Raw genomic sequence first — 26,229 nt, 5'->3', positions numbered from 1 at the left:
TTACCGCCCTGCCGTGATGACGGCGGCGCGCAGCCGCAGCAGCAGGTCGGCGCTGTCGTCGACCGAGCGGCGGGTGAACACGCCGGTCCCGAGGCTGCCGTGGTCGACCCAGGTGCAGACGGCCACGGCGGTGTCGCCGTCCCGGCCGGTGCCGCAGCGCACGTAGAGCCCCCGCACACCCGGGTCGACATCGCGGACGTCACGGAGCCGGTACCGGTCGGTCAGCCGGGTGACCTCGGCGACGATGGCCCGGTCCGGGCTGAGCCGGAAGCCGGTCGCGCCGAACACGGTGACCCGCTTGCCGGTGCCGTCGCCGTAGACGCCCGCGAAGGTGCCGTCCGCGACCAGGTGCGCCACCCGCATGTCGATTTCCAGGCGGCGGGTGGCGGCGCTGTCGGCGTCCCGCAGGCGCAGGTCCGCGACCCGGTCGGGGAGCGCGGCGCTGGCCGGGTACTGCGCAGAGATCGGCTTCACCACGTACCAGGGCAGGCCGCAGCAGCAGCCGACGGTGGCGAGCGTGAACAGCAGCGTCTTGATCGGGAAGCGCCGGCGGCGGCGCGGCCGCACGGGCGCGTACCCGGGTGGCGGCTGCCCCACCACCGGCCGGCGCTGCGCCGGGGGACCGGGCCGGTGCCACTGCGGGTGCGGAACGGGCAGCGGCGGCGAGGGCTGGCGCCGGGCCGGGAGGTTCCAGGCCCGGGTCGGCGGCAACCCGGTGTGGCCGGGCTGGGCGGCGGGAGCGGGCGGCGGGGGCGGCTGCGGCGCCGGGGGCTGCGGGATGGCGCGGGTCGGCGGCGGCAGCCGCTCGGGGACCAGTCCGGAGGGCGGCGGGTAGTCGGCCATCCGGTAGTCGGAGACGATCAGCGGGTCGGCGTCCGCCCAGGGGTCCACGGGCGCGCCGGCGGCGAAGGCGTCCTGCTCGCTCACCGGCATCGCCAGCGTCGGTTCGGTGGGGCTGGCGGGCGGCACCGGGGAGAGCAGTGTCGGCGGGACGGTGCGCGGCGGGGGAACCACCGCCGGCGGCGCGGACCGGTTGCGGCCCAGCCAGCGCCGCCGTTTGCGCCGCCCACCCTCCGGCACCGCCGCTGACCCGCTCCAGCGCCGCGGTATCGGCGCGGTAGCCGGTTCGACCGCCATATCGTCGCTCGCCGCGCCGCCGTCGCTCGCCGCGCCGCCTGCGGCCGCCGCGTCGCGGTCGCCCGCGCCGCCGTAGCCGGCCTGCGTGGCCGACACCTGCGCGGTCTCCTCCTCCGCGGGTTCGGCGGGCTCGGTCGAGCGGGCCACCGGCTCGCCCGCCGGGGTGAGCGCCGGGTCGGCGTCCGGCATGACGGAAATCTCCCTTCGCGCAGCGTCTCCTCGGGCGGCGAAGTCGCAAACCGAACCGGCCTGAGCCCCGTGCCGCGTCCGCGCCCTCCCCACGCTAATACCGCCTCACCAGCTCCGGCGTGCGCGAGCCGGCCGCCCCGTCCGCCCGCGCCGCGCGGCGCGCGTACCCTGGTTGGTTGGATTCCAGGGAGGCCCTATGAGCGTTGCGTCCGTCTTTCCGCGGTTGGAGCAGCTCCTGCCGCGGGTCAGCAAGCCCATCCAGTACGTGGGTGGTGAGCTCGGCGCGGTGGTCAAGCCGTGGGAGTCCGCGACCGTGCGGTGGGCGCTGATGTATCCGGACGCGTACGAGGTCGGCCTGCCCAACCAGGGCGTCCAGATCCTGTACGAGGTGCTCAACGAGCGGCCCGATGTGCTGGCCGAGCGCACCTATGCGGTCTGGCCGGACCTGGAGAGCCTGATGCGCGAGCACGGGGTGCCGCAGTTCACGGTCGACGCGCACCGCCCGGTGGGCGCGTTCGACCTGTTCGGGGTGTCGTTCTCCACGGAGTTGGGGTACACGAACCTGCTCACCGCGCTGGACCTGGCCGGCATCCCGCTGGACTCGGCCGAGCGCACCGACGCCCACCCGATCGTGGTGGCCGGCGGGCACGCCGCGTTCAACCCGGAGCCGATCGCCGACTTCGTCGACGCCGCCGTGCTGGGCGACGGCGAGGAGGCGGTCCTGGAGATCACCGGGATCGTCCGGGACTGGAAGGCCGAGGGCTCGCCCGGCGGCCGGGACGAGGTGCTGCTGCGCCTGGCCCGCACCGAGTCGGTCTACGTGCCGCGCTTCTACGACGTGGACTACCTGCCGGACGGGCGCATCCAGCGGGTGGTGCCGAACCGGCCGGGCGTGCCGTTCCGGGTGCACAAGCGCACCACCACGGACCTGGACCAGTGGCCGTACCCGAAGAAGCCGCTGGTGCCGCTGGCCGAGACGGTGCACGAGCGGTACGCGGTGGAGATCTTCCGGGGCTGCACCCGGGGCTGCCGGTTCTGCCAGGCCGGCATGATCACCCGGCCGGTGCGGGAGCGGTCCATCGAGACGGTCGGGCAGATGGTGCGGGAGGGGCTGAAGTTCTCCGGCTTCTCGGAGGTGGGCCTGCTCTCGCTGTCCAGCGCCGACCACTCGGAGATCGGTGACATCTGCTCGGGGCTGGCGGAGCAGTACGAGGGGACGAACGTCTCGCTGTCGCTGCCGTCCACCCGGGTGGACGCGTTCAACGTGACGCTCGCCCAGGAGCTTTCGCGCAACGGCCGGCGCACCGGGCTCACCTTCGCGCCGGAGGGCGGCTCCGAACGGATCCGCCGGGTGATCAACAAGATGGTGTCGGAGGAGGACCTCATCCGCACCGTCGTCACCGCGTACACCAACGGCTGGCGGCAGGTGAAGCTGTACTTCATGTGCGGCCTGCCCACCGAGACCGACGCGGACGTGCTCCAGATCGCCCGGCTCGCGCACGAGGTGATCCGGTCCGGCCGGGAGGCGTCCGGCAGCCGGGACATCCGTTGCACGGTCTCGATCGGCGGGTTCGTGCCGAAGCCGCATACGCCGTTCCAGTGGGCGCGGATGGAGCGCCCGGAGGTCATCGACGAGCGGCTGCGCCAGCTCAAGCAGGCCATCAACGGTGACCGGTCGCTGGGCCGGGCCATCGGGTACCGGTACCACGACGGGGAGCCGTCCCTGATCGAGGGGCTGCTCTCCCGCGGCGACCGCCGGGTGGGTGCCGTCATCCGCCGGGTCTGGGAGGACGGCGGCCGGTTCGACGGGTGGAGCGAGCACTTCTCGTACCGTCGCTGGGTGGACGCCGCCGCGGCGGTGCTGCCCGGGTACGGCGTCGACCTGGACTGGTACACCACCCGGGAGCGGGAGCAGTCGGAGGTTCTGCCCTGGGACCACCTGGACTCCGGCCTGGACAAGGACTGGCTCTGGCAGGACTGGCAGGACGCGCTCGGCGAGTACGAGCAGGAGGACTGCCGGTGGACGCCGTGCTTCGACTGCGGCGTCTGCCCGAGCATGGACACGGAGATCCAGATCGGGCCGACGGGCCGGAAGTTGCTGCCGCTTACGCCGGTGAACAGCGGTCTCAGGGTTCCCGTCTGAGGCGTCGAGGAACGGGAGTACCCCCATCAGCAGGAAGTTACAGCCGGAGGGCGGCCAGGCCCCGGTGGTGCAGCGGATCCGGATCCGCTACGCCAAGCGCGGTCCGCTCCGGTTCACCTCGCACCGCGACTTCGCCCGGGCGTTCGAGCGGGCCGTGCGCCGGGCCGGCGTGCCGATCGCCTACTCCCAGGGGTTCACGCCACACCCCAAGATCTCGTACGCGAGCGCCGCGCCGACCGGTACGGCCAGCGAGGCGGAGTACCTGGAGATCGGGGTGCAGACCGAGGTCGACCCGGGCGACCTGGTGAAGGCGCTGGACGCGGCCCTGTCCCCGGGGCTGGACGTGCTGGACGCCGTGGTCGCCGGCCCCGGCCCGGGTCTCGCCGACCGGATCGACGCCTCCGCGTGGCGGATCGAGCTTCCCGGGGTGCCCACGGAGGCGGCGGCCGCCGCCGTGGCCGCCTTTCTGGCCACCCCCGAGGTGCCCGTGGAGCGCCTGACCAAGCAGGGCCGGCGCTCGTTCGACGCCCGGGGCGCGGTGGTCCGGCTCACGGTCGGCGCGGGGGGTACCGCGGGGGAGGCCGCGGGCGTTCCGGCACCTTCCGAGGTCACGGGGGTGCCGTGTGCGATACTTGACCTGGTTGTGCGGCAGACCAATCCGGCCGTACGACCCGATGACGTCCTGTCCGGCCTTCGTGTGGTGGCCGACCTGGAGCCGCCGGTGCCGCCTCGGGTGACCCGGCTGGTGCAGGGCACGCTGACCGCGTCGGGGGAGATCGTCGATCCGCTCGCCGCGGACCGCGACCAGGTCGCCATCGCGGAACGCTAGCCGGGGGCACCCGGTCGGCGCCCCGACGGCAGACTTCGCACGGCCCGTTCCCGGGCCCGTCCGGCCCGCATGGTCGGAGACGCCGGGACGCGCTGGCGGAAACACATTTGCGGCAACCCTGCGTGGCAGCGCTCACCCGCGCCCGGGGTGGCCAGAACTGGAGATACGTCCATGCTCGATGACAACGAGCCCGTGGGCGGCGAACCGACCGGCACCGCGCCGGCCGGTGATGCCGCCGAAGGCAGCGCCACCGGCGGCGGGGCACTGACCCCGCCCGCCGCCGACAGGTACCCGGGTCACCCTGACGAGGAGGCCGGTGCGAGCGCCGTCGCGGCCGCTTCCCCCGCTGCCGGCGGTGCGGGCACGGACCCCGCTGCCGCTGGCGCGGCTGCCGAGCCGGTCGCGCAGCGCGCGGGGGCGGTGGAGGCACCGAACGAGGCGCCGGTCCGGCGTGCCCGCGTCAGCCGGCGCCGCACCGCCGGGCCCGCCACCGGCGAGGCGCCGGTCGGCGAGGCCGTGACGACCGGGGCCGCCGCGGGCGCCGGTCAGGCCGCCGCGCCGGGGGAGATGGTCGCGGAGGCGACCGGCGAGGGTGTCCCGGCCGAGGTGGCCGAGCCCGCTCCGCCCGTGAAGCGGACCCGGCGGAAGAAGGCCGCCCCGGCCGCCGCTCAGCCCGACGTTTCGGACATCAACGGCGAGTCTGCGCAAACGCCACCTCAGCTCGCGGTGCCGCCGGCCGTCGCCCCGGCCGGGGAGCCGGCGCCGGCGAAGACCACCCGCGCCCGCCGCCGCAAAGCCGCCGCCGAGCCCGCCGCCGAGATCGTCACCGAGGCCGCGCCCGCGCCGCCGGTACCCGCGCCCGGCGAGATCGCGGCGGCGGAGGACGAGGAAGCGGTGCTGGCCGAGGCCGCCGCGGTCGCCGCCGGCGGGGACGAGGACGAGGTGGCGGACGCCACCGACCTGGCCGGCCCGGCCGAGCCGATCGCCGAGCGGCCCGCCGGCCGCCGTCGGGCCGCCACCCCGCCGACCGTGCTGTTCATGGCCCCCGAGGCGGGCGAGGAGCCGGCGCCGGTGCGCCGCCGTTCCCGTAAGGCCGCCGCGGCGCCGCCCGAGGAGACCGAGGTCACCGAGGCGGCGGTCGCCGGTACCGCCGAGGATGCCGAGCCGGCGGAGACCGGCCGCCGGCGGCGGCGCGCGCGGCGCGGCGCGGCCGAGCCCGCCGAGGCCGAGGTCGAGACGCCCGAGGTCGAGGCGCCCGAGGAGGCCGAGCCCGCCGCCGAGGCGGAGGAGGCGGAGGCCGCCGAGGAGGCCGAGGAGTACGAGGACGAGGACGCCGCGGGCCGGCGCCGCCGCCGGCGGGGCCGCCGGGGTCGCGGGCGGGGCCGGGGCGGCGCCGAGGAGGAGCTGGACGAGGAGCCGGCTGCCGCCGAGGCGGAGGAGGAGGAACCCGAGGCCGAGGGCGAGGAGGACGAGCCGCTGACCCGGCGCCGCCGGCGCCGGCGGCGCAAGGGCGCCGCGGAGACCGAGGCGGTCGACGACGGCGTACCCACGGTCGTCAAGATCCGTGAGCCGCGCCGCCCCGCCGACGAGGTGCAGGGCGTCTCCGGCTCGACCCGCCTGGAGGCCAAGCGGCAGCGCCGCCGGGATGGCCGCGAGCAGCGCCGGACCCGCCCGCCGATCCTGACCGAGTCGGAGTTCCTGGCCCGCCGCGAGGCGGTGGACCGGCAGATGGTGATCCGCCAGCGCGGCGACCGGACCCAGGTCGCGGTGCTTGAGGACGGCGTGCTGGTCGAGCACTACGTGAGCCGCTCCTCGAGCGGCACCATGGCCGGCAACGTGTACCTGGGCAAGGTGCAGAACGTGCTGCCCAGCATGGAGGCGGCGTTCGTCGACATCGGTCGGGGCCGCAACGCGGTGCTCTACGCCGGCGAGGTGAACTGGGACGCGACCGGCCTGGAGGGGCGTTCCCGCTCGATCGAGCAGGCGCTGCGCTCCGGCGACTCGGTGCTGGTGCAGGTCACCAAGGACCCGATCGGGCACAAGGGCGCCCGGCTGACCAGCCACATCGCGCTCTCCGGCCGGCACCTGGTCTACGTGCCGAACGGCAACGCCTCGGGCATCAGCCGCAAGCTGCCGGACACCGAGCGCAAGCGGCTGCGGGACGTGCTGAAGAAGCTGGTCCCGGACGGCGCCGGCGTGATCGTGCGGACCGCCGCCGAGGGCGCCAGCGAGGACGAACTGGCCCGGGACGTCAAGCGGCTCCAGACGCAGTGGGACGACATCCAGGCCAAGGCGGCGCAGGGCAACGCCCCGGCAATGCTCTCGGAGGAGCCGGACCTGGTGATCCGGGTCGTCCGTGACCTGTTCAACGAGGACTTCCGCGAGCTCGTCGTGCAGGGCGAGGACGCGTACGGGATGGTCGAGGCGTACCTGGCGCACGTCTCGCCGGACCTGGTGGACCGGCTGCACCGGTACACCGGCACCGGCGACGTGTTCGCCTCGCTGCGCATCGACGAGCAGATCCTCAAGGCGCTGGACCGCAAGGTGTTCCTGCCCTCGGGTGGCCACCTGGTGATCGACCGCACCGAGGCGATGACCGTGGTCGACGTGAACACCGGCAAGTACACCGGGGCGGGCGGCAACCTGGAGGAGACGGTCACCCGGAACAACCTGGAGGCCGCCGAGGAGATCGTGCGCCAACTGCGGCTGCGCGACCTGGGCGGCATCGTCGTGATCGACTTCATCGACATGGTGCTGGAGTCGAACCGGGAGTTGGTGCTGCGCCGGCTGACCGAGTGCCTGGGCCGGGACCGGACCAAGCACCAGGTCACCGAGATCACATCGCTGGGCCTGGTCCAGATGACCCGCAAGCGGATCGGCGCCGGCCTGCTGGAGGCGTTCAGCGAGACCTGCGAGTGCTGCAAGGGCCGGGGTGTGATCATTCACCCGGAGCCGGTGGGGGAGAAGCCCAAGCAGGGCGCCGGGGACAAGGTCAAGGCGGTCGCGTCCGCGGGCGCGCAGGCCAACGGCGCCGAGCCCACCGGGCGCAAGCGGGGCCGCCGGGGCGGTGGCAACGGGGTCGCCGTCGCCGAGCCGGCCACGGAGCGGACCGCCGAGCGGGCCGATGAACCGGAGCCCGCCGCCGAGACGCCGACCGAGCGGCCCGTCCCCGATGACTACGAGGACACGATGGGCTACGACCTGTCCCGGTACGAGATGTCGGAGGCCGCGGAGCCCGGCGCGGACGAGGCGGACGAGCACGGCGACGAGGACGGCGACGACGACGCCATGGAGGATGGCGTGACGGTGTCGAACGGCCGGCGCCGCTCCCGGCGGGGTGGCACGCGGCGCCGCACCCGCCCCTGACGGGTAGGCGGGCCCGGGCCGCGGCGTGAAGTCGCGGCCCGGGTCGCGAAGGGAAGTGGCGGGGTGGGTCGCGGCGCCGGGCTCCGACGGGCTACCGTTCCCCAGGAATCGACAACCGTCACGATCGGAGCCCCCGCCATGCGCCGCCTGATGGCCGCCGCCCTGTTCGCCGCCCTGGCCCTCACCGCCGCCGGTTGCGGCACCGATTCGACTCCCTCGGCCAACTCGAGCGCGTCGCCCGGCCCCGACGCCAACACCCAGCAGGTCTGCGCCGACGCTCGCAAGGTCATCACGGATTCGAGCGCGGCGTTCAGCAAGCAGATGGCGCAGATCGCGGTGGCCGCGGCGACCGGCCGTGGGGAGCCCGAGAAGACCGCCGTGACCGAGTTGAAGCGGCTCATCACCGACTGGTCGACCGGGCTCAAGGAGCAGGCCGGCAAGGCCGTCGACCCCGCGCTCAAGGAGGCGTTGTCGGACATGTCCGACGGGTTCGCGACGGCCGGGGCGAAGTTCAAGTCGTTCAAGGACACCGAGAAGGCGACCGAGTACATGGACTCGCCGCAGATCCAGGCGGCCAGCCAGAAGCTGGAGTCGATCTGCGGCTGACGCCCCACGTGTCGGGGAGTTCGCGGGCGGTGGACCGGTGCGCGCCGGCTCCCGAGCGGCGGCCCGCCCCGAACGGTCCCGGCGTCCGCCGCCGGACGCTGGCATGCTGGGTGCCGTGAAACGCACTCTGGTGGCCCTCGCCTGTGCGTCGCTGCTGCTGGCCGGCTGCTCCGACGATCCGGCCGGTCGGCCGTCCGCCGCCACCCCCGCGCCGGCGGCCGGCGGCGCGGCGGGCACCGCGGGCCCCGGCGCCCCCGACGCACCGGGGGCGAACGGCGCGGTCGGCTCCGCCACGGGCGCCGACGCGACGGTCTGCGCGGCGGCCCGCCAGGCGCGCAGTGCGGCCATGCACACGTTCGTCACCGAGTACGGCAAGGCGGTGCAGGCGGCGGCGGGCGGCGACGAGGCCGCGGCGACCACGGCGCGGCAGAACGCCACCGCCGCGCTGGACCGCTGGGAGAGTGCCCTGCGTGAGCAGGCCGGCCGGGCCGTCGGCGCCGACCTGCGGTCCGCGCTCTCCGACGCGGCCGCGTCGGTCGCCGGGCTCAAGCGGAACCTGGACGCCGTCGACGACACCGCGCTGGACCGGGTGGACCAGCGGCTGGGTGCGCTCTGCGGGTAGTGCGGGCAGCCCGGTTTGGGTGCGGCGGGTGGGCTGAAGTATGCTTTCCGGCGGCGCTCTTTACGGCGCTCGTACCCGCGTGTCCCATGCCGCGGGGTTAGGGAATCCGCCAGCAGCCGCGCTGCGGCACGGAGCGACAGGGAGTCCGCGTCTCATGTACGCGATCGTCAAGACCGGCGGCAAGCAGTACAGGGTCGCCGAGGGCGACGTGATCGAGGTCGAGAAGCTGGCCGGCCAGCCCGGCGAGGCGGTCTCGCTCTCCGCGGTGCTCCTCGTCGACGGTGACGACCTGGTCACCGACGCCGCCAAGCTGGCCGAGGTGGCCGTCTCGGGCGAGGTCGTGGCGCACACCAAGGGTCCGAAGATCCGGATCCACAAGTTCAAGAACAAGACCGGCTACCACAAGCGCCAGGGTCACCGCCAGCCGCTGACCCAGGTGAAGGTCACCGGTATCTCGACCGGGAAGTAGGGGTAACACTCATGGCTCACAAGAAGGGTGCCTCCAGCTCCCGCAACGGTCGGGACTCGGAGGCCAAGCGCCTCGGCGTGAAGCGCTTCGGCGGCCAGGTCGTCCGGGCGGGGGAGATCATCCTCCGCCAGCGCGGCACCAAGTTCCACCCGGGCGACCTGGTCGGCCGGGGCGGCGACGACACGCTGTTCGCCCTGTCGGCCGGCGCGGTGCAGTTCGGCACCCGGCGCGGCCGCAAGATCGTCAGCGTGGTGCCGCAGCAGTAACGCAGGATCTTCGACGGCGGGCCGCGACCTCGGTCGCGGCCCGCCGTCGCGTTGCGGCCCCGCACGGGCCGGTGTGGGAGAGGATGGGCCGGTGACGTCGTTTGTCGACCGGGTGACGCTGCACCTGCGGGCCGGCGACGGCGGGCACGGGTGCGTGTCGATCCACCGGGAGAAGTTCAAGCCGTTCGGCGGGCCGGACGGCGGCAACGGCGGGCACGGCGGCGACATCCTGCTCGTCGTCGACCCGAGCGTGCACACGCTGCTCGACTTCCACTTCCGGCCGCGGGTGCACGCCGAGAACGGCAAGGGCGGGCAGGGCTCCAACCGGGACGGCGCCAACGGTCAGGATCTGATCCTCAAGGTGCCGGACGGCACGGTCGTGCAGACCCTCGCCGGCGACGTGCTCGCCGACCTGGTCGGTGCGGGTACCACCTTCGAGGTGGGCCGGGGCGGCCGCGGCGGCCGGGGCAACGCGTCCCTGGCCAGCGCCCGCCGCAAGGCGCCCGGCTTCGCGGAACTGGGCGAGCCCGGAGACCGCCTGGACGTGGTCCTGGAACTCAAGAGCGTCGCCGACGTGGGGCTGGTGGGCTTCCCGTCCGCCGGCAAGTCCTCGCTGATCTCGGTGCTCTCCGCCGCCAAGCCCAAGATCGCGGACTACCCGTTCACCACGCTCACCCCGAACCTGGGCGTCGTGCGGGTGGACGACCACACGTTCACCATCGCGGACGTGCCGGGCCTGATCCCCGGCGCGGCCACCGGCAAGGGGCTCGGGCTGGAGTTTCTGCGGCACATCGAGCGCACCGCGGTGCTGGTGCACGTGGTGGACTGCGCCGCCCTGGAGACCGAGCGCGACCCGGTCGGTGACATCGACGCGATCGAGGCCGAGTTGGCCGCGTACGGCGGGCTGGCGGACCGGCCCCGGCTGGTGGCGCTGAACAAGATCGACGTGTCGGACGCCCGGGACCTCGCCGAGATCGTCCGCCCCGACCTGGAGGCGCGCGGCCTGCCCGTGTACGAGGTCAGCGCGGTCACCCGGGAGGGGCTGCGCGAACTGTCGTACGCGGTGGCGGAGCAGGTCGAGCGGCGCCGGGCGGCCGCACCGGCGCCGGAGCGCACCCGGATCGTGCTGCGCCCGCCGGCCGTGGACGATGCCGGGTTCACCGTGGAACCCGCCGCGGACGGCGCGTTCGTGGTGCGCGGGCCGCGCCCGGAGCGCTGGGTCCGGCAGACGAACTTCGACAACGACGAGGCCGTCGGCTTCCTCGCGGACCGGCTGGCCCGGCTCGGCGTCGAGGAGGTGCTGGCGAAGATGGGGGCGACGCCGGGCGCCACGGTCCGGATCGGCGACCGCGAGTTCGACTGGCAGCCCACGGTGATCGAGGAGTTCGTGCCCACCGCTCGCGGCGAGGACCTGCGCCTGGCCGAGGTGAGCACCCGCGCCACCGCCGCCGAGCGCTTGGCCGCCCGCAAGGCGCGCCGCCAGCGCCCGGCGGACGAGGTGGATGTCTCGCCCCGGCCCGGCGACCCCGAGGACGACGACGACGGGGAGTAGCCGCTTCCGGCGGCCACATGTCGGAAACCTCCGCGCAATTCGCACCGGGTAGCCTCGCGCGGTGCTGATCGAACACCGGCCCACCACCGACCCGGAACTCGTCACTCTGGCCACGGCACAGCAGCGGGAGCTGCGCGAGAACGACGCGGGGCCGGACCGCCGGATCTTCCCGCCGCGTGCCAACCTCCGGGCCCTGGTCGGCACCTTCCTGGTCGGCATCGTGGACGGCCGGGTGGTCGCCTGCGGCGGGTTCCAGGAGCTGCCGGACGGGGCCGCGGAGATCACGCGGATGTACGTGCGCCCGGCGTACCGGGGCCGAGGGCTGGCGCGCCAGCTCCTCGTGGCGCTGGAGGAGCTGGCGACCCGCGGCGGGTACACGGTGCTGCGCCTGGCGACGGGCAGCTACCTGCCCGTCGCCCTGGCTCTCTACACGTCGGCGGGGTACCAGCGGATCCCCACCTACGGGGAGTACGCGAGCAACCCGTACAGCGTCTGCTTCGAGAAGCGGCTGCCGGTTCCGGCGTAGCCGCCGGTCAGCGCGCCGCTGCGGCGGCCGGCTCGGGCTCGGCGGTGCCCGGCACGCCCAGGTCGAGCCGGCGGCGCCGGATGAGCAGGCAGGACAGCGCGGCGACCGCCAGCACCGCGAGCGGCAGGATCAGCGTGGTGCGCATCGCCGCGGTGAACGCCTCGTGGAACGTGGCCGCGGCGGCCGCCTCGATCGCCGGCCGCACCTGCGCCGGCACGTCCGGCGGGAGCTGCACCCCGGTCTGCCCGGCGCCGATGTGCAGGCTGCCGCTGGCCGCGTTGCTGAACCCGGCCACGAACTGGTCCCGCACCTGCGGCGGCAGGGCGGCGGCGTGCTCCCGCGCCGAGTCGCGCAGGTGGTCCGAGAGCTGGACCTGTAGCAGCGCGCCGACCGCCGCCGAGCCGATCACCCCGCCGAGTTGCCGGGTGGTGTTCAGCACGCCGGACGCCGCGCCGGCCACCCGCGGGGCGATGTTGCGCATCGCGATGGTGGACAGCGGCGCGAACGTGAAGCCGAGGCCGAAGCCGGCGACCAGCAGGCCGGGCAGGAGCGTCCATTGGCCGGCGTCCTGGCGCGACAGCCAGACCACCATCCCCATGCCGGCGGTCCACAGGCTCAGGCCGGCGAACAGGATCCACTTGCCGCCCAGCCGGTCCGCCAGCCGGCCGGCGACCGGCGCGATGACCATGGAGACCAGCGACATCGGCGCGGTCGCCACCCCGGCGTGGAACGCGCTCAGCCCGACCACCGACTGTAGGAAGATCACCAGCGGCAGGAACAGGCCCAGCATGCCGAACGCGATCGCCGCGCTGACCCAGTTCATCAGCGAGTAGTTGCGGTCCGCGAAGATCGAGAACGGGACCAGCGGCTCGCCGCCCCGGGTCGCGTACTGGTGCCACCCGAACGCGATGAGCACCAGCACCCCGGCGCCGATCACCTCGGGGATCGTGACCGGGCCCCAGACCTTGCCCCAGTGGTGCGGCTCGCCCTCGATCAGCCCGTAGACGACCAGGAACAGGCCCACCGTGGCCAGCAGCGTGCCGAGCGTGTCCAGCCGGTGCCGGCGGTTGAGCTTGAGGCCGGGCATCGCCCAGGCGGCGAGTGCCACCGTGAGGATGCCGACCGGCAGGTTCACGAAGAAGATCATTTCCCAGCCGAAGTTGGTGACCAGGAAGCCGCCCAGCGTCGGCCCGGCGATCGTGGCGACGCCGGCCACCCCGCCCCAGATGCCGAACGCCGCGCCGCGCTTCTCCGGCGGGAAGATCACCGTGAGTACCGACAGCGTCTGCGGGGTGAGTAGCGCGCCGCCGACGCCCTGCACGATCCGGCCGATGATCAGTTGCTCCGGGTTGCGGGCGAAGCCGCACGCCGCCGAGGCGAGCGTGAACACCACCAGGCCGGCGATGAACATCCGCTTCGGCCCCCACAGGTCACCCAGCCGGCCGGCGGTGATCAGCAGCACCGCGTAGACCAGCACGTAGGCGTTGATCACCCACAGGATCTGGTCCAGCGAGGCGTCCAGATCGGTGCCCATGTCGGGGATCGCGATGTTCACGATCGTGGTGTCCAGCAGGATCATGAAGAAGCCCAGGCAGAGCACGAACAGCACCAGCCAGGGGCTGCGCTCGCGCTGGGCACCGGGTGCCGGTGTGGTCATCTGTTCTCCTCCGGTGCCGGCCAGCTCAGCCGGCCGCTGGCGATCTCGTCCAGGAGCCCGCGTACCCAGGCCACCTCGGCCCGGCACATCGCCTCCTTGTACTCCAGCTCCACGAGCAGGACCCGGTCCAGGTCGCGGTCGCGCAGCAGCCCGACGCGGATCCGCTCGACCCGGGCCAGGTGCCCCTCCAGCGCGATCAGCCGCTCGCCGAGCAGGCGGGCCGCGTCCGCGGGCGGCAGGGCGTGCAGCATCTCCACGGCGGCCGCGAACACCGGGTACTCGTCCCGGGGCGCGCGCAGCAGGTCGTGTAGGCCGGCGCTGAACTCCTCCGCGCCGGCCTCGGTGATCGCGTAGACGGTCCGCTCCGGGCGCCGCCCCTCGCGACCGGTCTCCACCGGCTCGACCAGGTCGGCCCGGTGCAACCGCTCCACCGTGTGGTACAGCGAGCCGGCGCGCAACTTGATCACGTGGTCGGTGTGCTGCTCGCGGATGCGCTGGTGCATCTCGTACGGGTGCATGGGGCCGCCCTGCGTCAACAACCGCAGGACGGTGAGTGCCAGCGGGGTCAGCGCCCCGCGTCGTGTACTCCGCATTGGTTACTCCACGTGGAGTATTACACCCGGTGCCGCCCCGGCGAAGACCCGAGGGGCGCCTCAGAGCAGCCCCATCGCGCGCCTGGCCCGGAACACCGTCTGTTCGGCGCGCTCCCGTGCCCGTTCGGCCCCCTCCTCGAGCACCCGGCGCACGTACCCCGGGTCGCGGGACAACTCCGCATACCGCACCTGGATCGGATGCGTCAACGCCACCACCGCCTCGGTCACCGCCGCCTTCAGCCGCCCGTACGAGTCGAACTCGCCGGCCAGGTCGGCCAGCGGCCGGTCGGTGCACGCCGCGAGGATCTCCAGCAGGTTGGACACCCCCGGCTTGCGCTCCGGGTCGTGCCGCACCCGGGACTCGCCGTCGGTGACCGCGCGGGAGACCTTGCGCCGCACCGCCGCCGGCGGGTCGAGGACGAACAGCGTGCCCGCCACCGACCCGGTCGACTTGCCCATCTTGGCCCGGGGGTCCGACAGGTCCATGACCCGCGCCGCGACCTCGGGGTTCACCACCCGCGGCACAGTGAACGTGGGCCCGTACCGGTGGTTGAAGCGGGTGGCGATGCCGCGGGTCAGTTCCATGTGCTGCGTCTGGTCGTCGCCGACCGGGACCTCGTCCGTGTCGTGCAGCAGCACGTCGGCGGCCATCAGCACCGGGTACGTGAGCAGGCTGAGCCGCACCTGCGCCTGCCGGGTGGACTCCTCCTTGAACTGGATCATCCGCTGGGCCTCGCCGTACCCGGTGGCGCACTCCAGCAGGTAGTGCAGTTCGGTGTGCTGCGGCAGCTGGGACTGCACGTACAGCAGCGTGCGGTCCGGGTCGACGCCGGCGGCGAGCAGCACGGTCGCCTGCTCCAGGGTCAGCGCCCGCAGCGCCGCCGGATCGTGCTCCTTCGTCATCGCGTGCAGGTCCGCCAGGAACGCGACGCACTCCGAGCCGTACTGCGGGGCCACGATCGGGCGGATCGCGCCGAGCAGGTTACCCAGCGTGAAGTGGCCGGTCGGCTTGAAGCCGGTCAGCCGGCGGGTCCGGGTGAGGGTGGTGGACAAGGGTGCCTCCGGTGGGTCGGAGCGCCCGACGGGCCGGCCCACCCCACACGGAGACGGCCGCCCGGATCGGGCGGCCGCGGTAGTGGTTGCCTATGCGGAAAAGGGTGGCCGCCCGTCGGAGCGCCACCAGCCGAGGAAGATCGGACTCATCCGCACGCGACCACGGTAGCGCGCGATCCCGCGCCCGGTCGAGCGGCTCCCACCGTGGACTTCTCATCGCGGGGCTTCCGGTCGCGGGGCTCGCCCGCGACGGGCCGTCAGTCGAGGTCGAACTCGCCGTCCCGGGCGCCATCGACGAACGCCTCCCACTCGCCCTGGGTGAACACCAGCACCGGGCCGTCCGGCTGCGCGGCGTTGCGCAGCCCGATCAGATCGGCGGAGAAGGCGACCTCCACGGTGCTGCCCTCGGCCCGCTGCCACTGGGCGGTGGCGGCGTCGAAGGCGCCCTTCGGGTGTGGCGTGCTGGTGCTCACGGTAGGGCTCTCCGAGGGTCGGGACGAGGATGGTCGGTCGCCCGTAGGGTAACCCGACCGGGCGCGTTCGGGCAGGATGGTCGCATGCACAGCCAGGGCGACACCCAGGACCACTCCCGGTACCACAGCCTGACCCGGGCCGAGGCGGACGAGCGCGCCGCGCTGCTCGACCCGCGCGAGTACGACATCGATCTGGACCTGACCGGCCCGGAGTCGTTCCGGTCGCGCACGGTAATCCGCTTCCGCGCGGCCCGCCCGGGCGCGACGGCATTCGTGGAACTCAAACCGGTGCGGCTGCGCTCCGCCCGGCTCAACGGCGCGGAGCTGGACCCGGCCACCCTGGCCGGCAACCGCCTGCCGCTGCCGGATCTGGCCGCCGAGAACGAACTGGTCGTGGACGCCGACATGGCGTACTCGCGCACCGGGGAGGGGCTGCACCGCTTCACCGACCCCGCCGACGGCGCCACCTACGTCTACGCCCAGTCGTTCCTGGACGACGCGCAGCGCACCTTCGCCTGCTTCGACCAGCCGGACCTGAAGGCCGAGTTCACGGTCCGGGTGACCGCCGATCCCGCCTGGACCGTGCTCGGCAACGCGCCCGGCGAGCGGGTCGGGCCGGGGCGCTGGGAGTTCGAGCGCACCAGACGACTCTCGCCGTACCTGATCGTGGTGGCCGGCGGGCCATACCACGGCGTGCACGCGGAACACTCCGGCCCCGAGGGGCCGATCCCGCTCGGCCTCTACTGCCGGGCCAGCCTCGCCGAGCACCTGGACCGGCACGCGGACGAGCTGATGGAGATCACCCGCGGCTGCCTGGACGAGTACCACCGGCTGTTCGCCGTGCCGTACCCGTTCGGCAAGTACGACCAGCTGTTCGTGCCCGAGTTCAACGCCGGCGCGATGGAGAACCCGGGCCTGGTCACCCTCCGGGACGAGTTCGTGTTCCGCTCGGCGGTCACCGAGAGTGAGCGGGAGCAGCGTGCCGCCGTGATCGCGCACGAGATGGCGCACATGTGGTTCGGCGACCTGGTCACCATGCGCTGGTGGGACGACCTGTGGCTGAACGAGTCGTTCGCCGAGTACCTGGGCTACCGGGTCACCGGCGCCGCCACCGCCTTCCGCGAGACCTGGACCACGTTCGCGATGGTCCGCAAGGGCTGGGGGTACGCGGCCGACCAGCGCCCGTCCACCCACCCGGTCGCGCCCGAGGAGGTCACCGACACGGCGCAGGCGCTGCTGGCGTTCGACGGCATCTCGTACGCCAAGGGCGCCTCGGTGCTGCGCCAACTCGTCGCCTGGGTCGGCGACGAGGCGTTCCTGGCCGGCCTCAACGCCCACTTCGCCGCGCACGCCTACGGCAACGCCACCCTGGCGGACCTGCTCGGCGCGCTCGGCGCGGCCAGCGGGCGGGACCTCACCGGCTGGGCCGAGCTGTGGCTGCGCCGGCCCCAGGTGAACACGCTCCGTCCGCTCGTCGAGGTCGCCGGCGACGGCTCGTACGGGTCGGTCACCGTCGTCCAGGAGGCGCCGCCGGGGTACCCGACGCTGCGCCCGCACCGCATCGGCATCGGCCTCTACGCCGCCGCCGGGGCGCCCCTGCACCGGGTCGAGGTGGACCTGGACCCGGCCACCGACGACGGGCGCACCCCGGTACCGGGGCTGGCGGGCCGCCGGGGCGACCTGCTGGTGCTCAACGACGGCGACCTCACCTTCGCCAAGGTCAGGCTGGACGAGCGCGGCCTGGCCGCGCTGCCGACCGCCCTGCCCGGGCTCGCCGACCCGCTGACCCGCGCGGTGATCTGGGGCTCGGTCTGGGCCGCCGTGCGCGACGCGGAGCTGCCGATCACCCGGATGATCGACCTGCTGGGCGCCACGCTCCCGGCGGAGCCGCTGGTCACCGTCGTGCAGGACGTGCTGTCACTGGTCCTGCCGGCCGCGCCGCGCTTCCTGCCGCCCGAGCGGTACGCCACCGCCGAGACCGCCCTCGCGGCCACCTGCGCCGCCGTACTGGACGCGGCCCCCGACGACTCCCACCGGCTCGCCGCCGCCCGCGGCCTGATCGCCACCACCCGCGACATCGCGCTGCTCGAAGACTGGCTGGCCGGCACCGGGGTCCCCGGCGGGCTGTCGGTCGACGCCGACCTGCGCTGGGCCATCCTGCTGCGGCTGACCGTGCTCGACGCCGTGGGCCCCGACCGCATCGACGCCGAACTCGCCGCCGACCGCAGCGCCACCGGCGAGCAGCAGGCCGCCCGCTGCCATGCCGCCCGCCCCGACGCGGACGCCAAGGCCCGCGCCTGGGACGCCATCATGAACGACGACACCCGCTCCAACCGGCTGCTGGAGGCGGCCGCCGAGGGCTTCTGGCAGCCCGGCCAGGAGGGGCTGACCGCGGCCTACGTACCCCGCTTCTTCGCCGAGGCGAACGCGATGGCCACCCGGCGCAGGGGCTGGCTCGCCGAATGGCTCAGCCGGTTCGCCTTCCCCCGGTTCGCGGTGGCCGAGTCCACCCGGGCGGCGGCGGTCGAACTGCTCGCCCGCGACGACGTGGAACCGGGCCTGCGGCGCTCGGTCGTCGACCTGGACGACGAGCTGGGCCGGGCCCTCGCCGCCCGCGCCCTGGCCACCGACGGCGGGGCGGCGGGGTGATCGGCTTAGGATGCGCCGGTGGCGGCGGACAAGCGGCGAATCGGCATCATGGGCGGCACCTTCGACCCGATCCACCACGGGCACCTCGTCGCGGCCAGCGAGGTCGCGGACCTGTTCGAGCTGGACGAGGTCGTCTTCGTGCCGACCGGCCAGCCGTGGCAGAAGGGCATGGACTCGGTCAGCTCACCCGAGGACCGGTACCTGATGACCGTGGTCGCCACCGCCTCCAACCCGCGCTTCCAGGTCAGCCGCGTCGACATCGACCGCCGCGGCCCCACGTACACCGTTGACACCCTGCGCGACCTGCACGCCGTGTACGGCGCGGACTCGGAGTTGTTCTTCATCACGGGAGCCGACGCGCTGGAGAAGATCCTGTCCTGGAAGGACCCGGACGCGATGTTCGCGCTGGCCAAGTTCATCGGCGTCACCCGCCCCGGGTTCGTGCTCTCCGACGAGCACCTGCCCGCCGACACGGTCCACCTCGTGGAGGTGCCCGCCATGGCGATCTCGTCCACCGACTGCCGCGCCCGGGTGGCCGCCGGCAAACCGGTCTGGTATCTCGTCCCGGACGGCGTGGTCCAGTACATCGCAAAGCGTAACTTGTACCGCTGAGTCCGGTTTTTCGGGGGTGGCGGCGGGTTAACCCGCGGGTGGTCGGCGGGCATGCTGTGAGAGGCTGGGAGTCGTCGCCGACGACCGCGTGGTCCGTCGGTCGATTCCGGTCCGGTGTCGAGGAAGGGAGTGCGGTGCCCGCATCCGAGCGCGCCCGTGAGCTGGCGCTCTGCGCCGCCCAGGCCGCCGCCGACAAGAAGGCGCAGGACATCGTCGTCATCGACGTCGGCGACCAGCTCGTCATCACTGACGCGTTCGTGCTCGCCTCCGCGCCCAACGAGCGGCAGGTGCAGGCGATCGTGGACGCGATCGAGGAGCAGCTGCTCCACCTGCCCGAGAAGGCCAAGCCGGTCCGCCGCGAGGGCCAGCGCAGCGGCCGCTGGGTCCTGCTGGACTACGTCGACGTGGTGGTGCATGTCCAGCACACCGAGGAGCGCGAGTTCTACGCCCTCGACCGGCTCTGGAAGGACTGCCCGATCATCCCGTTCGACGACCGGGCGCTGGTCGAGGCGGAGTCCCGCGGCAACGGCGCGGCCTGACCGCCGTGCTGACCCGGGCACGCCTGGCGGTGATGGCGGGCGCGAGGAGCGTCCCTCCCGGCACGCAGCGCCGAGAGGCCGGTGGCCGCGGAGGAAGCACCGCAGTCGGGAACGAAAGGCCAACACCGTGAGCGACCGGCTGATCATCTGGCGGCACGGCAACACGGAGTGGAACGCGAGCCAGCGGGTGCAGGGCCACGCGGACATCCCGCTGAGCCCGCTCGGCCGGGAGCAGGCGGCCGTCGCCGCGCGGAAGCTCGCCGCCCTGCGCCCCGACCACATCCTCGCCAGCGACCTGCGCCGCGCCGCCGACACCGCCGCCGCGCTGTCCGCCCTGGTGGACGTGCCGGTCCGCGCCGACGCCCGGCTCCGCGAGCGCTACTACGGCGAGTGGCAGGGCCTGACCCTCCTCCAGATCGCCGACCGGTACCCGGAGGCGTACCTGCGCTGGCGCCAGGGGCACCCGGTCGACGCGCACGGCGTCGAAAGCACCGAGGAGCTGGCCAAACGCGCCCGCGAAGCGCTCCAGGACGCCGCCGCCCGGTCCGGCACGGTCGTGGTCACCTGTCATGGCGGTACCGCCAAACAGGCCGTCGCCGAGCTGCTGGAGTGGCCGCCGGGCGTGGCGCGGACCCTGGTCGGCATGGCCAACTGTCACTGGAGCGTCCTGGAGCAGGACGACCGCCGGGGCGGCTGGCGCCTGGTCACGTACAACGCGTCGTAGCGCATCGTTTTGCTCGTCGGTCTCGACGCTGTAGCAGCCGGGGCCGAGATCTTGGTACGACACGCCGCATTTCTGGCCAGAGCGGTACCAAGATCTCCCACCCGGCGGCCGCCACGACCGCCGATCCACCGCGGTCCAACCCTTGACCCGCTGGAAGGTCCGAAAGTCGAGCCGGCACCATCACTCGAAGGAACCGGCCGCCGGGCGGTAGCGTCCCAGAGGTCATGAACCCGCGTTCCGCCGCCGTGCTCCTCGTCGCCGCCGTCGCCATGGCCGGCGCGACGGCCTGCGGCGCGGCCCCCGGCTCGTCCGCGACCCCGCCGGCCCCGATCGACTCCGGCACCACCGGGGCCTCGTCGCCGGCCGGGGCCGACGCCCCGGAGGTGACCACCGGGCCCACGCCGCGACTCCCCGCCGACCCGTCGGTCCCGCCGCCCGCCGCCCCGCCCCGCGCCGGCCAGCCCACCGCGGCCGGCGAAATCGTCATCACCGGCCACGTCGCGGACGGCGTCGAGGCCGGCTGCCGCGTCATCCGGGCCCGGACCGGCACCACCTACCTGCTGGTGCTCACGGCCGACCTGAAGCGCCAGATCGAGCGGGCCGGCGACCCGGTCACCCTGCGCGGCCACCCCCGCCCCACCCTGATGACGACCTGCCAGCAGGGCACGCCCTTCGAGGTGACCGCCGTCGTCCCCGCCTGACCGCGGGTTCGCGAAGCGGCCGTGGGGGCGCCGCCCGCGTCGGCGTGCGGGTCGGAGATCGGATTGCGGTAGCGGCGCAGTGCCGCGGAGCGGCGCTCATCGGTTAGCGTGCCGGCATGCCTGTCGCGGTGGTGACCGACTCCACGGCCGACCTGCCTCCCGAGCTGTGCCGTGAGCGCGGGGTGACGGTCGTCCCGCTCACGGTCGTCATCGACGGCGCCGCCGGCCACGAGGGCCGCGACGTCACCCCGGAGCACGTCGCCGGGGCGCTCGCCACCCGCCGCGCGACGGTCAGCACCTCCCGTCCGGCGCCCGAGGAGTTCCGGTCCGAGTACCGCCGGCTGATCGCCGACGGGGCCACCGGCATCCTCTCGGTGCACCTGTCGGCGAACCTGTCCGGCACGTACGACAGCGCCGCGCACGCCGCCGCTGAGCTGCCCGTACCCTCGGCGGTGGTCGACTCCCGGTCCACCGGAATGGGTCTGGGCTTTCCGGTTCTGGCCGCGGCGGAGGCGGCCGCCGCCGGCGCGGACCTGCCCCGGGTCGAGGCGGCGGCGGTGGCCGCGGCCGAGCGCACGACCACCCTGTTCTACGTGGACACGCTGGACTTCCTGCGCCGCGGCGGCCGCATCGGCGCGGCGTCCGCGCTGCTCGGGACGGCGCTGTCGGTGAAGCCGATCCTGCGCATGGGCAACGGCGCGATCGTCGTCCGCGACCGGGTCCGCACCGCCACCCGCGCCCTGGCCCGCCTGGTCGACCTCGCCGTGGAGTCCGCCGGCGACGGCCCGGTCGATGTCGCGGTCCACCACCTCGACGCGCCCGAGCGGGCGGCCGCGCTCGTCGCCGCCCTCACCGAGCGCCTCGGCGCCCGCCTGCGCGAACGGTTCGTCCTTCAGATCGGCGCCGCGGTGGCCGCGCACACCGGTCCGGGCCTGCTCAGCATCGTCACCCACCGCCGCCCGTAACAGATCCATCTTGGACTGGTGCAGTTGTCCACAGCCGACGGGTTGTCCCCAGGTTGATGGTCGGGTGGGAGACGGCGGGTCGGGGCCGGTCCTAGCTTGGCGGCGTGCGCGAGACGGGGGATGACGAGGAGGCGGTACGCCGCCGCCTGATGACGGTGGTGCCGGGCACCGTGACGCGGATCCGTCCGGCCTTCGGCACCGAGCGCCCGGCGACGACCGATCCGGCGCCGCCGCCGTCCTCGCCGCCGCCCTCGTCGCCGGCCTCGACGGCAGAAGCGGCGGCGGGTGCGGCGGTGCCGGGGCTGGCGCCGGCGAGCCTGAGCGCGGGCGCCTTCGACCCCGGCCGGCGTGGAGTCCGGGCGCTCGTCGCGGTGGGCGTCGTCGTCGTGCTGATCGCCGCCGTCCTGGCCTGGCGGGCGCGCCCGCACGCCGACCCGGTGGCGGAGCCGGCCGCCGCCACCGCCCAGCCCGCCGGGCAGCCGGCCGACCCGCCGTCCTCGGCCCCGGCGGCGGAGGTGGTGGTGGCGGTGGTCGGCAAGGTCCGCCGCCCCGGCCTGGTCCGGCTGCCGGCCGGCGCGCGCGTGGCCGACGCGATCGAGGCCGCCGGCGGCCTGCTGCCCGGCACCGACATCGCCCTGCTGAACCTCGCCCGCAAGGTCACCGACGGCGAACTCATCGCCGTCGGGATCACCGCCCCGCCCGGGGCCGAGGCTGGCGGCGGCGCGACCGGCGTGCCGGCGGCGGGTGGCGGCGGGCCGCTCAACCTCAACACCGCCACCCTCGCCCAGCTGGACGCCCTTCCCGGCGTCGGCCCGGTGCTGGCCCAACGGATCCTCGACTATCGCGAGGCGCACGGCGGTTTCCGCTCGGTCAGCGAACTGCGCCAGGTCCAGGGCATCGGCAACGCCCGGTACGACGACCTGAAGTCACTGGTGACGGTGTGACCGTCGCGGCGGCCCTGCGCCGCTTCACGAGCCGGGAAGACGGTGCCACGGCCCCACCCGAGGCACCCGACCTACGGCTCGCCGGCCCGGCCGTGGCGGCGTGGTTGAGCGCCCTGGCCGCCATACACGGCACGGCGCCCACCGCCGCCCTGGTGGCCCTCGGCGCCACCGTCGGCGCGGTCCTCACCGCCGCCGCCCCCACCCTCGCCGCCGGGCGGGCGCGGGGTTGGTTCCGGTCCGCGGGCCGGATGCGGTGGATCGTGGCCGGGCTGCTGGTCGGTACCGCCTGCGGTACGGCCGCCACCGCCGCCCGGTTGGTGGCCAGGGACGCCCCATCGCTGGCCCGTCTCGCCCACGACGGGGCGCGGGTCGAGGCGGTGTTCGTGCTGACCGGCGACCCGACCCGGACGCGGGGGTCGGTCGGGCGCCCGCCGTCCTTCGTCGCCCCCGCCCGGCTGGTCCGGATCACCGCCGACGATCCGCCGAGCGCCCTCAGCACGTCCGCTGGCATCGTGGTCCTCGGCAGCGACCCCGGTTGGCCGGGATTCCTGCCGGGGCAGCGGCTCGCCGCGTCGGGGCGGCTCATGCCACCGCGGGGCGGCGACCTGCGGGCCGCCGCGCTCTCGGTGACCGGGGCGCCCCGCCCGATCGGCCGCGCACCATGGGTGCAGCGGGCGGCCGGGGTGCTGCGGGCCGGGTTACAGCGGGCCTGCGCGCCGCTGCCGGACGAGCCCGGTGGCCTGCTGCCGGGCCTGGTCGTTGGGGATGTGAGCCGCCTGGACCCGGCGGTCCGGGCGGACTTCGTGACGACCGGTATGACCCATTTAACGGCCGTCAGTGGCAGCAACGTCGCGATCGTGTTGGGTGCGGTGCTGCTCCTCGCCCGCTGGTGCCGGGCCGGTCCGCGGGTGGCGGTGGTGGCGTGCGCGGTAGCGCTCGTGGGCTTCGTGATCCTCGCCCGGCCGTCGCCGAGCGTGGTGCGGGCCGCAGCGATGGGTGCGGTGGGGCTGCTGGCTCTGGTGTCCGGGCGGTCGCGGGCGGCGCTGCCGGCGCTCTGCGCCACGATCATGGTCCTGATCGTGGCCGACCCGGGGCTTGCCGTGGACGCCGGGTTCGCGCTCTCCGTGCTGGCGACCGGTGGGTTGCTCCTGCTCGGCGCCCGCTGGCGGGACGGGCTGCGCCGGCTCGGCGTGCCGGTGGGGTTCGCCGAGGCCCTGGCGATCCCGGCCGCGGCCCAGGTGGCCTGCGCGCCGGTCATCGCCGGGCTGTCCGGGCAGGTGAGCATCGTCGCGCTGCCGGCGAACCTGTTGGTGGCGCCCGCGATCGCCCCGGCGACCGTGCTGGGAGTGGCGGCGGCCGCGGTGTCCCCGGTCCTGCCCGCGGGGGCGGCGGCGCTGGCGTGGCTGGCCGGGTGGCCCGCGCGCTGGCTGGTGGCCGTCGCCCGGTACGGGGCGGAACTGCCCGCCGGCGTGCTGCCCTGGCCCGCCGGGGTGGTGGGGGCGTTGCTGCTCGGCGGGGTGACGGTCGCGCTGCTGCTCGCCGCCCGGCGGCCGGTGGTGCGCCGGCTGGTGGCGGTCGTGGCGGCGGCGGCCGTGGTGGGCGCGCTCCCGGTGCGGTGGGTGGCCTCCGGCTGGCCGCCGGCCGGCTGGATCATGGTGGCCTGCGACGTCGGCCAGGGCGACGCGGTGGTGCTGCCCGTCGGGGCCGGCCGGGCGGTCGTCGTCGACGCCGGTCCGGAGCCGGCGGCCACGGACCGCTGCCTGCGCCGGCTCGGCGTGCGCGCGGTACCGCTGCTCGTGGTCAGCCACTTCCACGCGGACCACGTGGGCGGTGTGGCGGGGGTGTTCCGGGGGCGGCGGGTGGCGGCGGTCGCGGTACCGGCGTGGCCCGAGCCGGCCGGCGGGCGGCGGGCCGTGCAGGAGCAGGCCGCCGCACAGGGGGCGCCGATCAGCGTGCCGGGGGCGGGCTGGTCCTACGCGGCGGGCCCGCTCAGCCTCACCGTGCTCGCACCGGCGGACGTGCTACGGGGCACGCGCTCCGATCCGAACAACAACTCACTGGTCCTGCGCGCCCGGGTACGTGGCGTCGACATCCTGCTCGCGGGGGACGCGGAAGAGGAGGAACAGCGGGCGCTGCTGGAGCGGTACGGCGCGGGGCCGCTGCGGGCGCCCGTCCTGAAGGTGGCCCACCACGGCAGCGCGTACCAGGAGCCGGCGTTTCTCGACGCCGTCGACCCGACCGTCGCGCTCGTGTCGGTCGGGTTGGGCAACGACTACGGGCACCCGAACCCGTCGCTGCTGGCCCGCCTCGCGCGGGGCGGGGCGCGGGTGCTGCGAACCGACCGGGACGGCGACGTGGCGGTGCTGTTCACGGAGCGTGGCATTGCGATAGCGGAGCGTGGCGCATCATCGTAACGGCAGCTAGCGGGCCAGGTTCATCGCGACCGCCGCCGAAAGGTTACGGCGATTCGTCCGTTTCTGCGCGTCATGATCTGTCCTGATACCGATCGAGCGACGCGCCATACCCTGTCGGGTGATCGTGCGAATATGGCCCGGTGACCCCCGCACATCCAGCCGCGCTCGTGCTCGTCCTGGGCGATGACGAGTTCCTCGCCTCCCGGGCCGTGGCGCGCACCATCGAGGCAGCCCGCGCCGCCGACCCCGGCGCCGACATCCGCGAGTACGACGCGGGCACGCTGGTGCCCGGCGAGGTGGCCGAGATGCTCAGCCCCTCGCTGTTCGGCGGCCGGCGGGTGCTCGCCGTCCGGTCCGGGCAGGACGCGAAGAAGGACCTCATCGCGGCCCTGCTGGCGTACGCGAGCAACCCCGACCCGGACGTGACCCTCGTGGTGGCGCACGCGGGCGGCGCCAAGGGCAAGGCCCTCGCCGAGGGGCTGCGCGGGGCGGGCGCCACCGTGGTGCCGGCCGGCAGGATCACCCGGCCGCGCGAGCGGGTGGAGTTCGTCCGGGACGAGGTGCGCCGCCTCGGCGGGCGGTGCGCGGAGGACGCGGCGGAGGCGCTGATCGCGGCGGTCGGCAACGACCTGCGCGACCTGGCCTCGGCCTGCTCGCAGCTCATGGTCGACACCGACGGGCGGATCAGCGCGGAGACCATCGCCCGGTACTACCGGGGGCGGGCCGAGGTCAGCGGCTTCACCGTCGCGGACGCGGCCATGGTCGGCGACGTGCCCGGCGCGCTCGAAGCGCTGCGGTGGGCACTGCACGTGGGCGTCGACCCGGTGCCGATCGCCGACGCGATCGCGGACGGGGTGCGCACCGTGGCGCGGGTGGCGTCCGCCGGGCGGGGCAACCCGTACCAGTTGGCATCGTCGCTGGGGATGCCGGCCTGGAAGATCGAGCGCGCGCAGCGGCAGGGCCGGGGCTGGTCCCCGGAGGGGCTGGTGGACGCGATGCAGGCCGCGGCCGAGTGCAACGCCGCCGTCAAGGGGGGCGCCGACGACCGCGGGTACGCCCTGGAACGAGCCGTCTTCGCCGTCGCCGCGGCGCGCTCGGGCGGCGACAGCGGCGGCACCCGGGCGGAGGCCGAGCGGAGCGGCGGCGAGCGCGGTCGCCCGCGGGCCGGCGCCGGGCGCGGCGGCGGCGCTGGCGGGCGCC

The 26,229-nt window shown here is 74.7% G+C and carries 23 protein-coding genes; 18 read left to right on the top strand and 5 right to left on the bottom strand.

The window, feature by feature from the left end:
- Positions 1 to 1,326 carry a hypothetical protein gene (locus KJS59_RS31290; RefSeq protein WP_249714368.1) on the bottom strand — a complete coding sequence of 442 codons (1,326 nt, stop codon included), beginning with the start codon at positions 1,324 to 1,326 and terminating at the stop codon, positions 1 to 3.
- Positions 1,327 to 1,522: 196 nt separating this feature from the next.
- Here KJS59_RS31290 and KJS59_RS18020 point away from each other — a divergent pair, with 196 nt between their 5' ends.
- The 9 genes from KJS59_RS18020 (at position 1,523) to KJS59_RS17980 (ending at position 11,705) form a co-directional block, all read left to right on the top strand.
- Positions 1,523 to 3,469: a TIGR03960 family B12-binding radical SAM protein gene (locus KJS59_RS18020; RefSeq protein ID WP_213454075.1), complete on the top strand. Its 1,947-nt coding sequence runs from the start codon at positions 1,523 to 1,525 to the stop codon at positions 3,467 to 3,469.
- A 67-nt stretch (positions 3,470 to 3,536) separates the two neighbouring features.
- Positions 3,537 to 4,298 carry a TIGR03936 family radical SAM-associated protein gene (locus tag KJS59_RS18015; protein ID WP_213454093.1) on the top strand — a complete coding sequence of 254 codons (762 nt, stop codon included), beginning with the start codon at positions 3,537 to 3,539 and terminating at the stop codon, positions 4,296 to 4,298.
- Between the two features lie 171 nt (positions 4,299 to 4,469).
- Entirely contained in the window at positions 4,470 to 7,664 is a 3,195-nt protein-coding gene (locus KJS59_RS18010) for an Rne/Rng family ribonuclease (RefSeq protein WP_213454074.1), read from the top strand.
- Between the two features lie 138 nt (positions 7,665 to 7,802).
- A complete protein-coding gene (locus KJS59_RS18005) occupies positions 7,803 to 8,270 on the top strand; it encodes a hypothetical protein (RefSeq protein WP_213454073.1) in 468 nt (155 codons plus the stop codon).
- 115 nt (positions 8,271 to 8,385) lie between these two features.
- Positions 8,386 to 8,892, top strand: coding sequence for a hypothetical protein (locus KJS59_RS18000; RefSeq protein ID WP_213454072.1), 507 nt, complete (start codon positions 8,386 to 8,388; stop codon positions 8,890 to 8,892).
- 154 nt (positions 8,893 to 9,046) lie between these two features.
- Entirely contained in the window at positions 9,047 to 9,361 is a 315-nt protein-coding gene (rplU, locus tag KJS59_RS17995) for a 50S ribosomal protein L21 (RefSeq protein WP_213454071.1), read from the top strand.
- Between the two features lie 11 nt (positions 9,362 to 9,372).
- Positions 9,373 to 9,627: a 50S ribosomal protein L27 gene (rpmA, locus tag KJS59_RS17990; RefSeq protein ID WP_213454070.1), complete on the top strand. Its 255-nt coding sequence runs from the start codon at positions 9,373 to 9,375 to the stop codon at positions 9,625 to 9,627.
- A gap of 91 nt (positions 9,628 to 9,718) precedes the next feature.
- A complete protein-coding gene (obgE, locus tag KJS59_RS17985; RefSeq protein WP_213454069.1) occupies positions 9,719 to 11,179 on the top strand; it encodes a GTPase ObgE in 1,461 nt (486 codons plus the stop codon).
- Between the two features lie 61 nt (positions 11,180 to 11,240).
- Positions 11,241 to 11,705: a GNAT family N-acetyltransferase gene (locus tag KJS59_RS17980; RefSeq protein ID WP_213454068.1), complete on the top strand. Its 465-nt coding sequence runs from the start codon at positions 11,241 to 11,243 to the stop codon at positions 11,703 to 11,705.
- A gap of 7 nt (positions 11,706 to 11,712) precedes the next feature.
- Here the strand turns inward: KJS59_RS17980 and KJS59_RS17975 are convergent, their stop codons facing one another.
- From KJS59_RS17975 to KJS59_RS17960, 4 genes are all read right to left on the bottom strand, one after another.
- Positions 11,713 to 13,362: a DHA2 family efflux MFS transporter permease subunit gene (locus KJS59_RS17975; RefSeq protein WP_213454067.1), complete on the bottom strand. Its 1,650-nt coding sequence runs from the start codon at positions 13,360 to 13,362 to the stop codon at positions 11,713 to 11,715.
- Positions 13,359 to 13,955, bottom strand: coding sequence for a PadR family transcriptional regulator (locus KJS59_RS17970; RefSeq protein WP_213454066.1), 597 nt, complete (start codon positions 13,953 to 13,955; stop codon positions 13,359 to 13,361). Before KJS59_RS17970 ends, KJS59_RS17975 begins: the two co-directional genes overlap by 4 nt.
- A 60-nt stretch (positions 13,956 to 14,015) precedes the next feature.
- Entirely contained in the window at positions 14,016 to 15,008 is a 993-nt protein-coding gene (trpS, locus tag KJS59_RS17965; protein WP_213454065.1) for a tryptophan--tRNA ligase, read from the bottom strand.
- 257 nt (positions 15,009 to 15,265) lie between these two features.
- The gene (locus tag KJS59_RS17960; RefSeq protein ID WP_213454064.1) at positions 15,266 to 15,481 is read right to left on the bottom strand and encodes a DUF397 domain-containing protein; all 216 of its coding nucleotides are present in this window, start codon (positions 15,479 to 15,481) and stop codon (positions 15,266 to 15,268) included.
- An 84-nt stretch (positions 15,482 to 15,565) separates the two neighbouring features.
- On the opposite strand from KJS59_RS17960, the gene pepN reads away from it, so the two are divergent.
- From pepN to holA, 9 genes are all read left to right on the top strand, one after another.
- A complete protein-coding gene (pepN, locus tag KJS59_RS17955) occupies positions 15,566 to 18,130 on the top strand; it encodes an aminopeptidase N (protein WP_213454063.1) in 2,565 nt (854 codons plus the stop codon).
- 18 nt (positions 18,131 to 18,148) lie between these two features.
- Complete coding sequence (gene nadD / locus KJS59_RS17950) at positions 18,149 to 18,742, top strand: nicotinate-nucleotide adenylyltransferase (protein ID WP_213454062.1); 594 nt, start codon at positions 18,149 to 18,151, stop codon at positions 18,740 to 18,742.
- Between the two features lie 134 nt (positions 18,743 to 18,876).
- Positions 18,877 to 19,281 carry a ribosome silencing factor gene (gene rsfS / locus KJS59_RS17945; protein WP_213454061.1) on the top strand — a complete coding sequence of 135 codons (405 nt, stop codon included), beginning with the start codon at positions 18,877 to 18,879 and terminating at the stop codon, positions 19,279 to 19,281.
- Between the two features lie 127 nt (positions 19,282 to 19,408).
- Positions 19,409 to 20,005: a histidine phosphatase family protein gene (locus tag KJS59_RS17940; RefSeq protein WP_213454095.1), complete on the top strand. Its 597-nt coding sequence runs from the start codon at positions 19,409 to 19,411 to the stop codon at positions 20,003 to 20,005.
- 224 nt (positions 20,006 to 20,229) lie between these two features.
- A complete protein-coding gene (locus KJS59_RS17935) occupies positions 20,230 to 20,706 on the top strand; it encodes a hypothetical protein (protein WP_213454060.1) in 477 nt (158 codons plus the stop codon).
- 116 nt (positions 20,707 to 20,822) lie between these two features.
- Positions 20,823 to 21,671, top strand: coding sequence for a DegV family protein (locus KJS59_RS17930; protein ID WP_213454059.1), 849 nt, complete (start codon positions 20,823 to 20,825; stop codon positions 21,669 to 21,671).
- 149 nt (positions 21,672 to 21,820) lie between these two features.
- Positions 21,821 to 22,615 carry a ComEA family DNA-binding protein gene (locus KJS59_RS17925; protein WP_213454092.1) on the top strand — a complete coding sequence of 265 codons (795 nt, stop codon included), beginning with the start codon at positions 21,821 to 21,823 and terminating at the stop codon, positions 22,613 to 22,615.
- Entirely contained in the window at positions 22,612 to 25,029 is a 2,418-nt protein-coding gene (locus KJS59_RS17920) for a ComEC/Rec2 family competence protein (protein WP_213454058.1), read from the top strand. The genes KJS59_RS17925 and KJS59_RS17920 overlap by 4 nt, the downstream gene beginning before the upstream one ends.
- 140 nt (positions 25,030 to 25,169) lie before the next feature.
- A partial coding sequence (gene holA, locus KJS59_RS17915; RefSeq protein WP_213454057.1) for a DNA polymerase III subunit delta occupies positions 25,170 to 26,229 on the top strand: 1,060 nt, incomplete at its 3' end.

Origin of the sequence: Rhizomonospora bruguierae (assembly GCF_018397995.1) — a bacterium.
GTDB lineage: Bacteria > Actinomycetota > Actinomycetes > Mycobacteriales > Micromonosporaceae > Rhizomonospora > Rhizomonospora bruguierae.
This window is presented reverse-complemented; position numbering and strand designations above follow the sequence as displayed.

Bases quoted from the DNA above. Each gene is read 5' to 3' on its own strand.
- KJS59_RS31290 (WP_249714368.1), bottom strand. From the start codon at position 1,326: ATGCCGGACGCCGACCCGGCGCTCACCCCGGCGGGCGAGCCGGTGGCC.
- KJS59_RS18020 (WP_213454075.1), top strand. From the start codon at position 1,523: ATGAGCGTTGCGTCCGTCTTTCCGCGGTTGGAGCAGCTCCTGCCGCGG.
- KJS59_RS18010 (WP_213454074.1), top strand. From the start codon at position 4,470: ATGCTCGATGACAACGAGCCCGTGGGCGGCGAACCGACCGGCACCGCG.
- KJS59_RS18005 (WP_213454073.1), top strand. From the start codon at position 7,803: ATGCGCCGCCTGATGGCCGCCGCCCTGTTCGCCGCCCTGGCCCTCACC.
- rplU (WP_213454071.1), top strand. From the start codon at position 9,047: ATGTACGCGATCGTCAAGACCGGCGGCAAGCAGTACAGGGTCGCCGAG.
- rpmA (WP_213454070.1), top strand. From the start codon at position 9,373: ATGGCTCACAAGAAGGGTGCCTCCAGCTCCCGCAACGGTCGGGACTCG.
- KJS59_RS17975 (WP_213454067.1), bottom strand. From the start codon at position 13,362: ATGACCACACCGGCACCCGGTGCCCAGCGCGAGCGCAGCCCCTGGCTG.
- KJS59_RS17970 (WP_213454066.1), bottom strand. From the start codon at position 13,955: ATGCGGAGTACACGACGCGGGGCGCTGACCCCGCTGGCACTCACCGTC.
- pepN (WP_213454063.1), top strand. From the start codon at position 15,566: ATGCACAGCCAGGGCGACACCCAGGACCACTCCCGGTACCACAGCCTG.
- KJS59_RS17935 (WP_213454060.1), top strand. From the start codon at position 20,230: ATGAACCCGCGTTCCGCCGCCGTGCTCCTCGTCGCCGCCGTCGCCATG.
- KJS59_RS17930 (WP_213454059.1), top strand. From the start codon at position 20,823: ATGCCTGTCGCGGTGGTGACCGACTCCACGGCCGACCTGCCTCCCGAG.
- KJS59_RS17925 (WP_213454092.1), top strand. From the start codon at position 21,821: ATGACGGTGGTGCCGGGCACCGTGACGCGGATCCGTCCGGCCTTCGGC.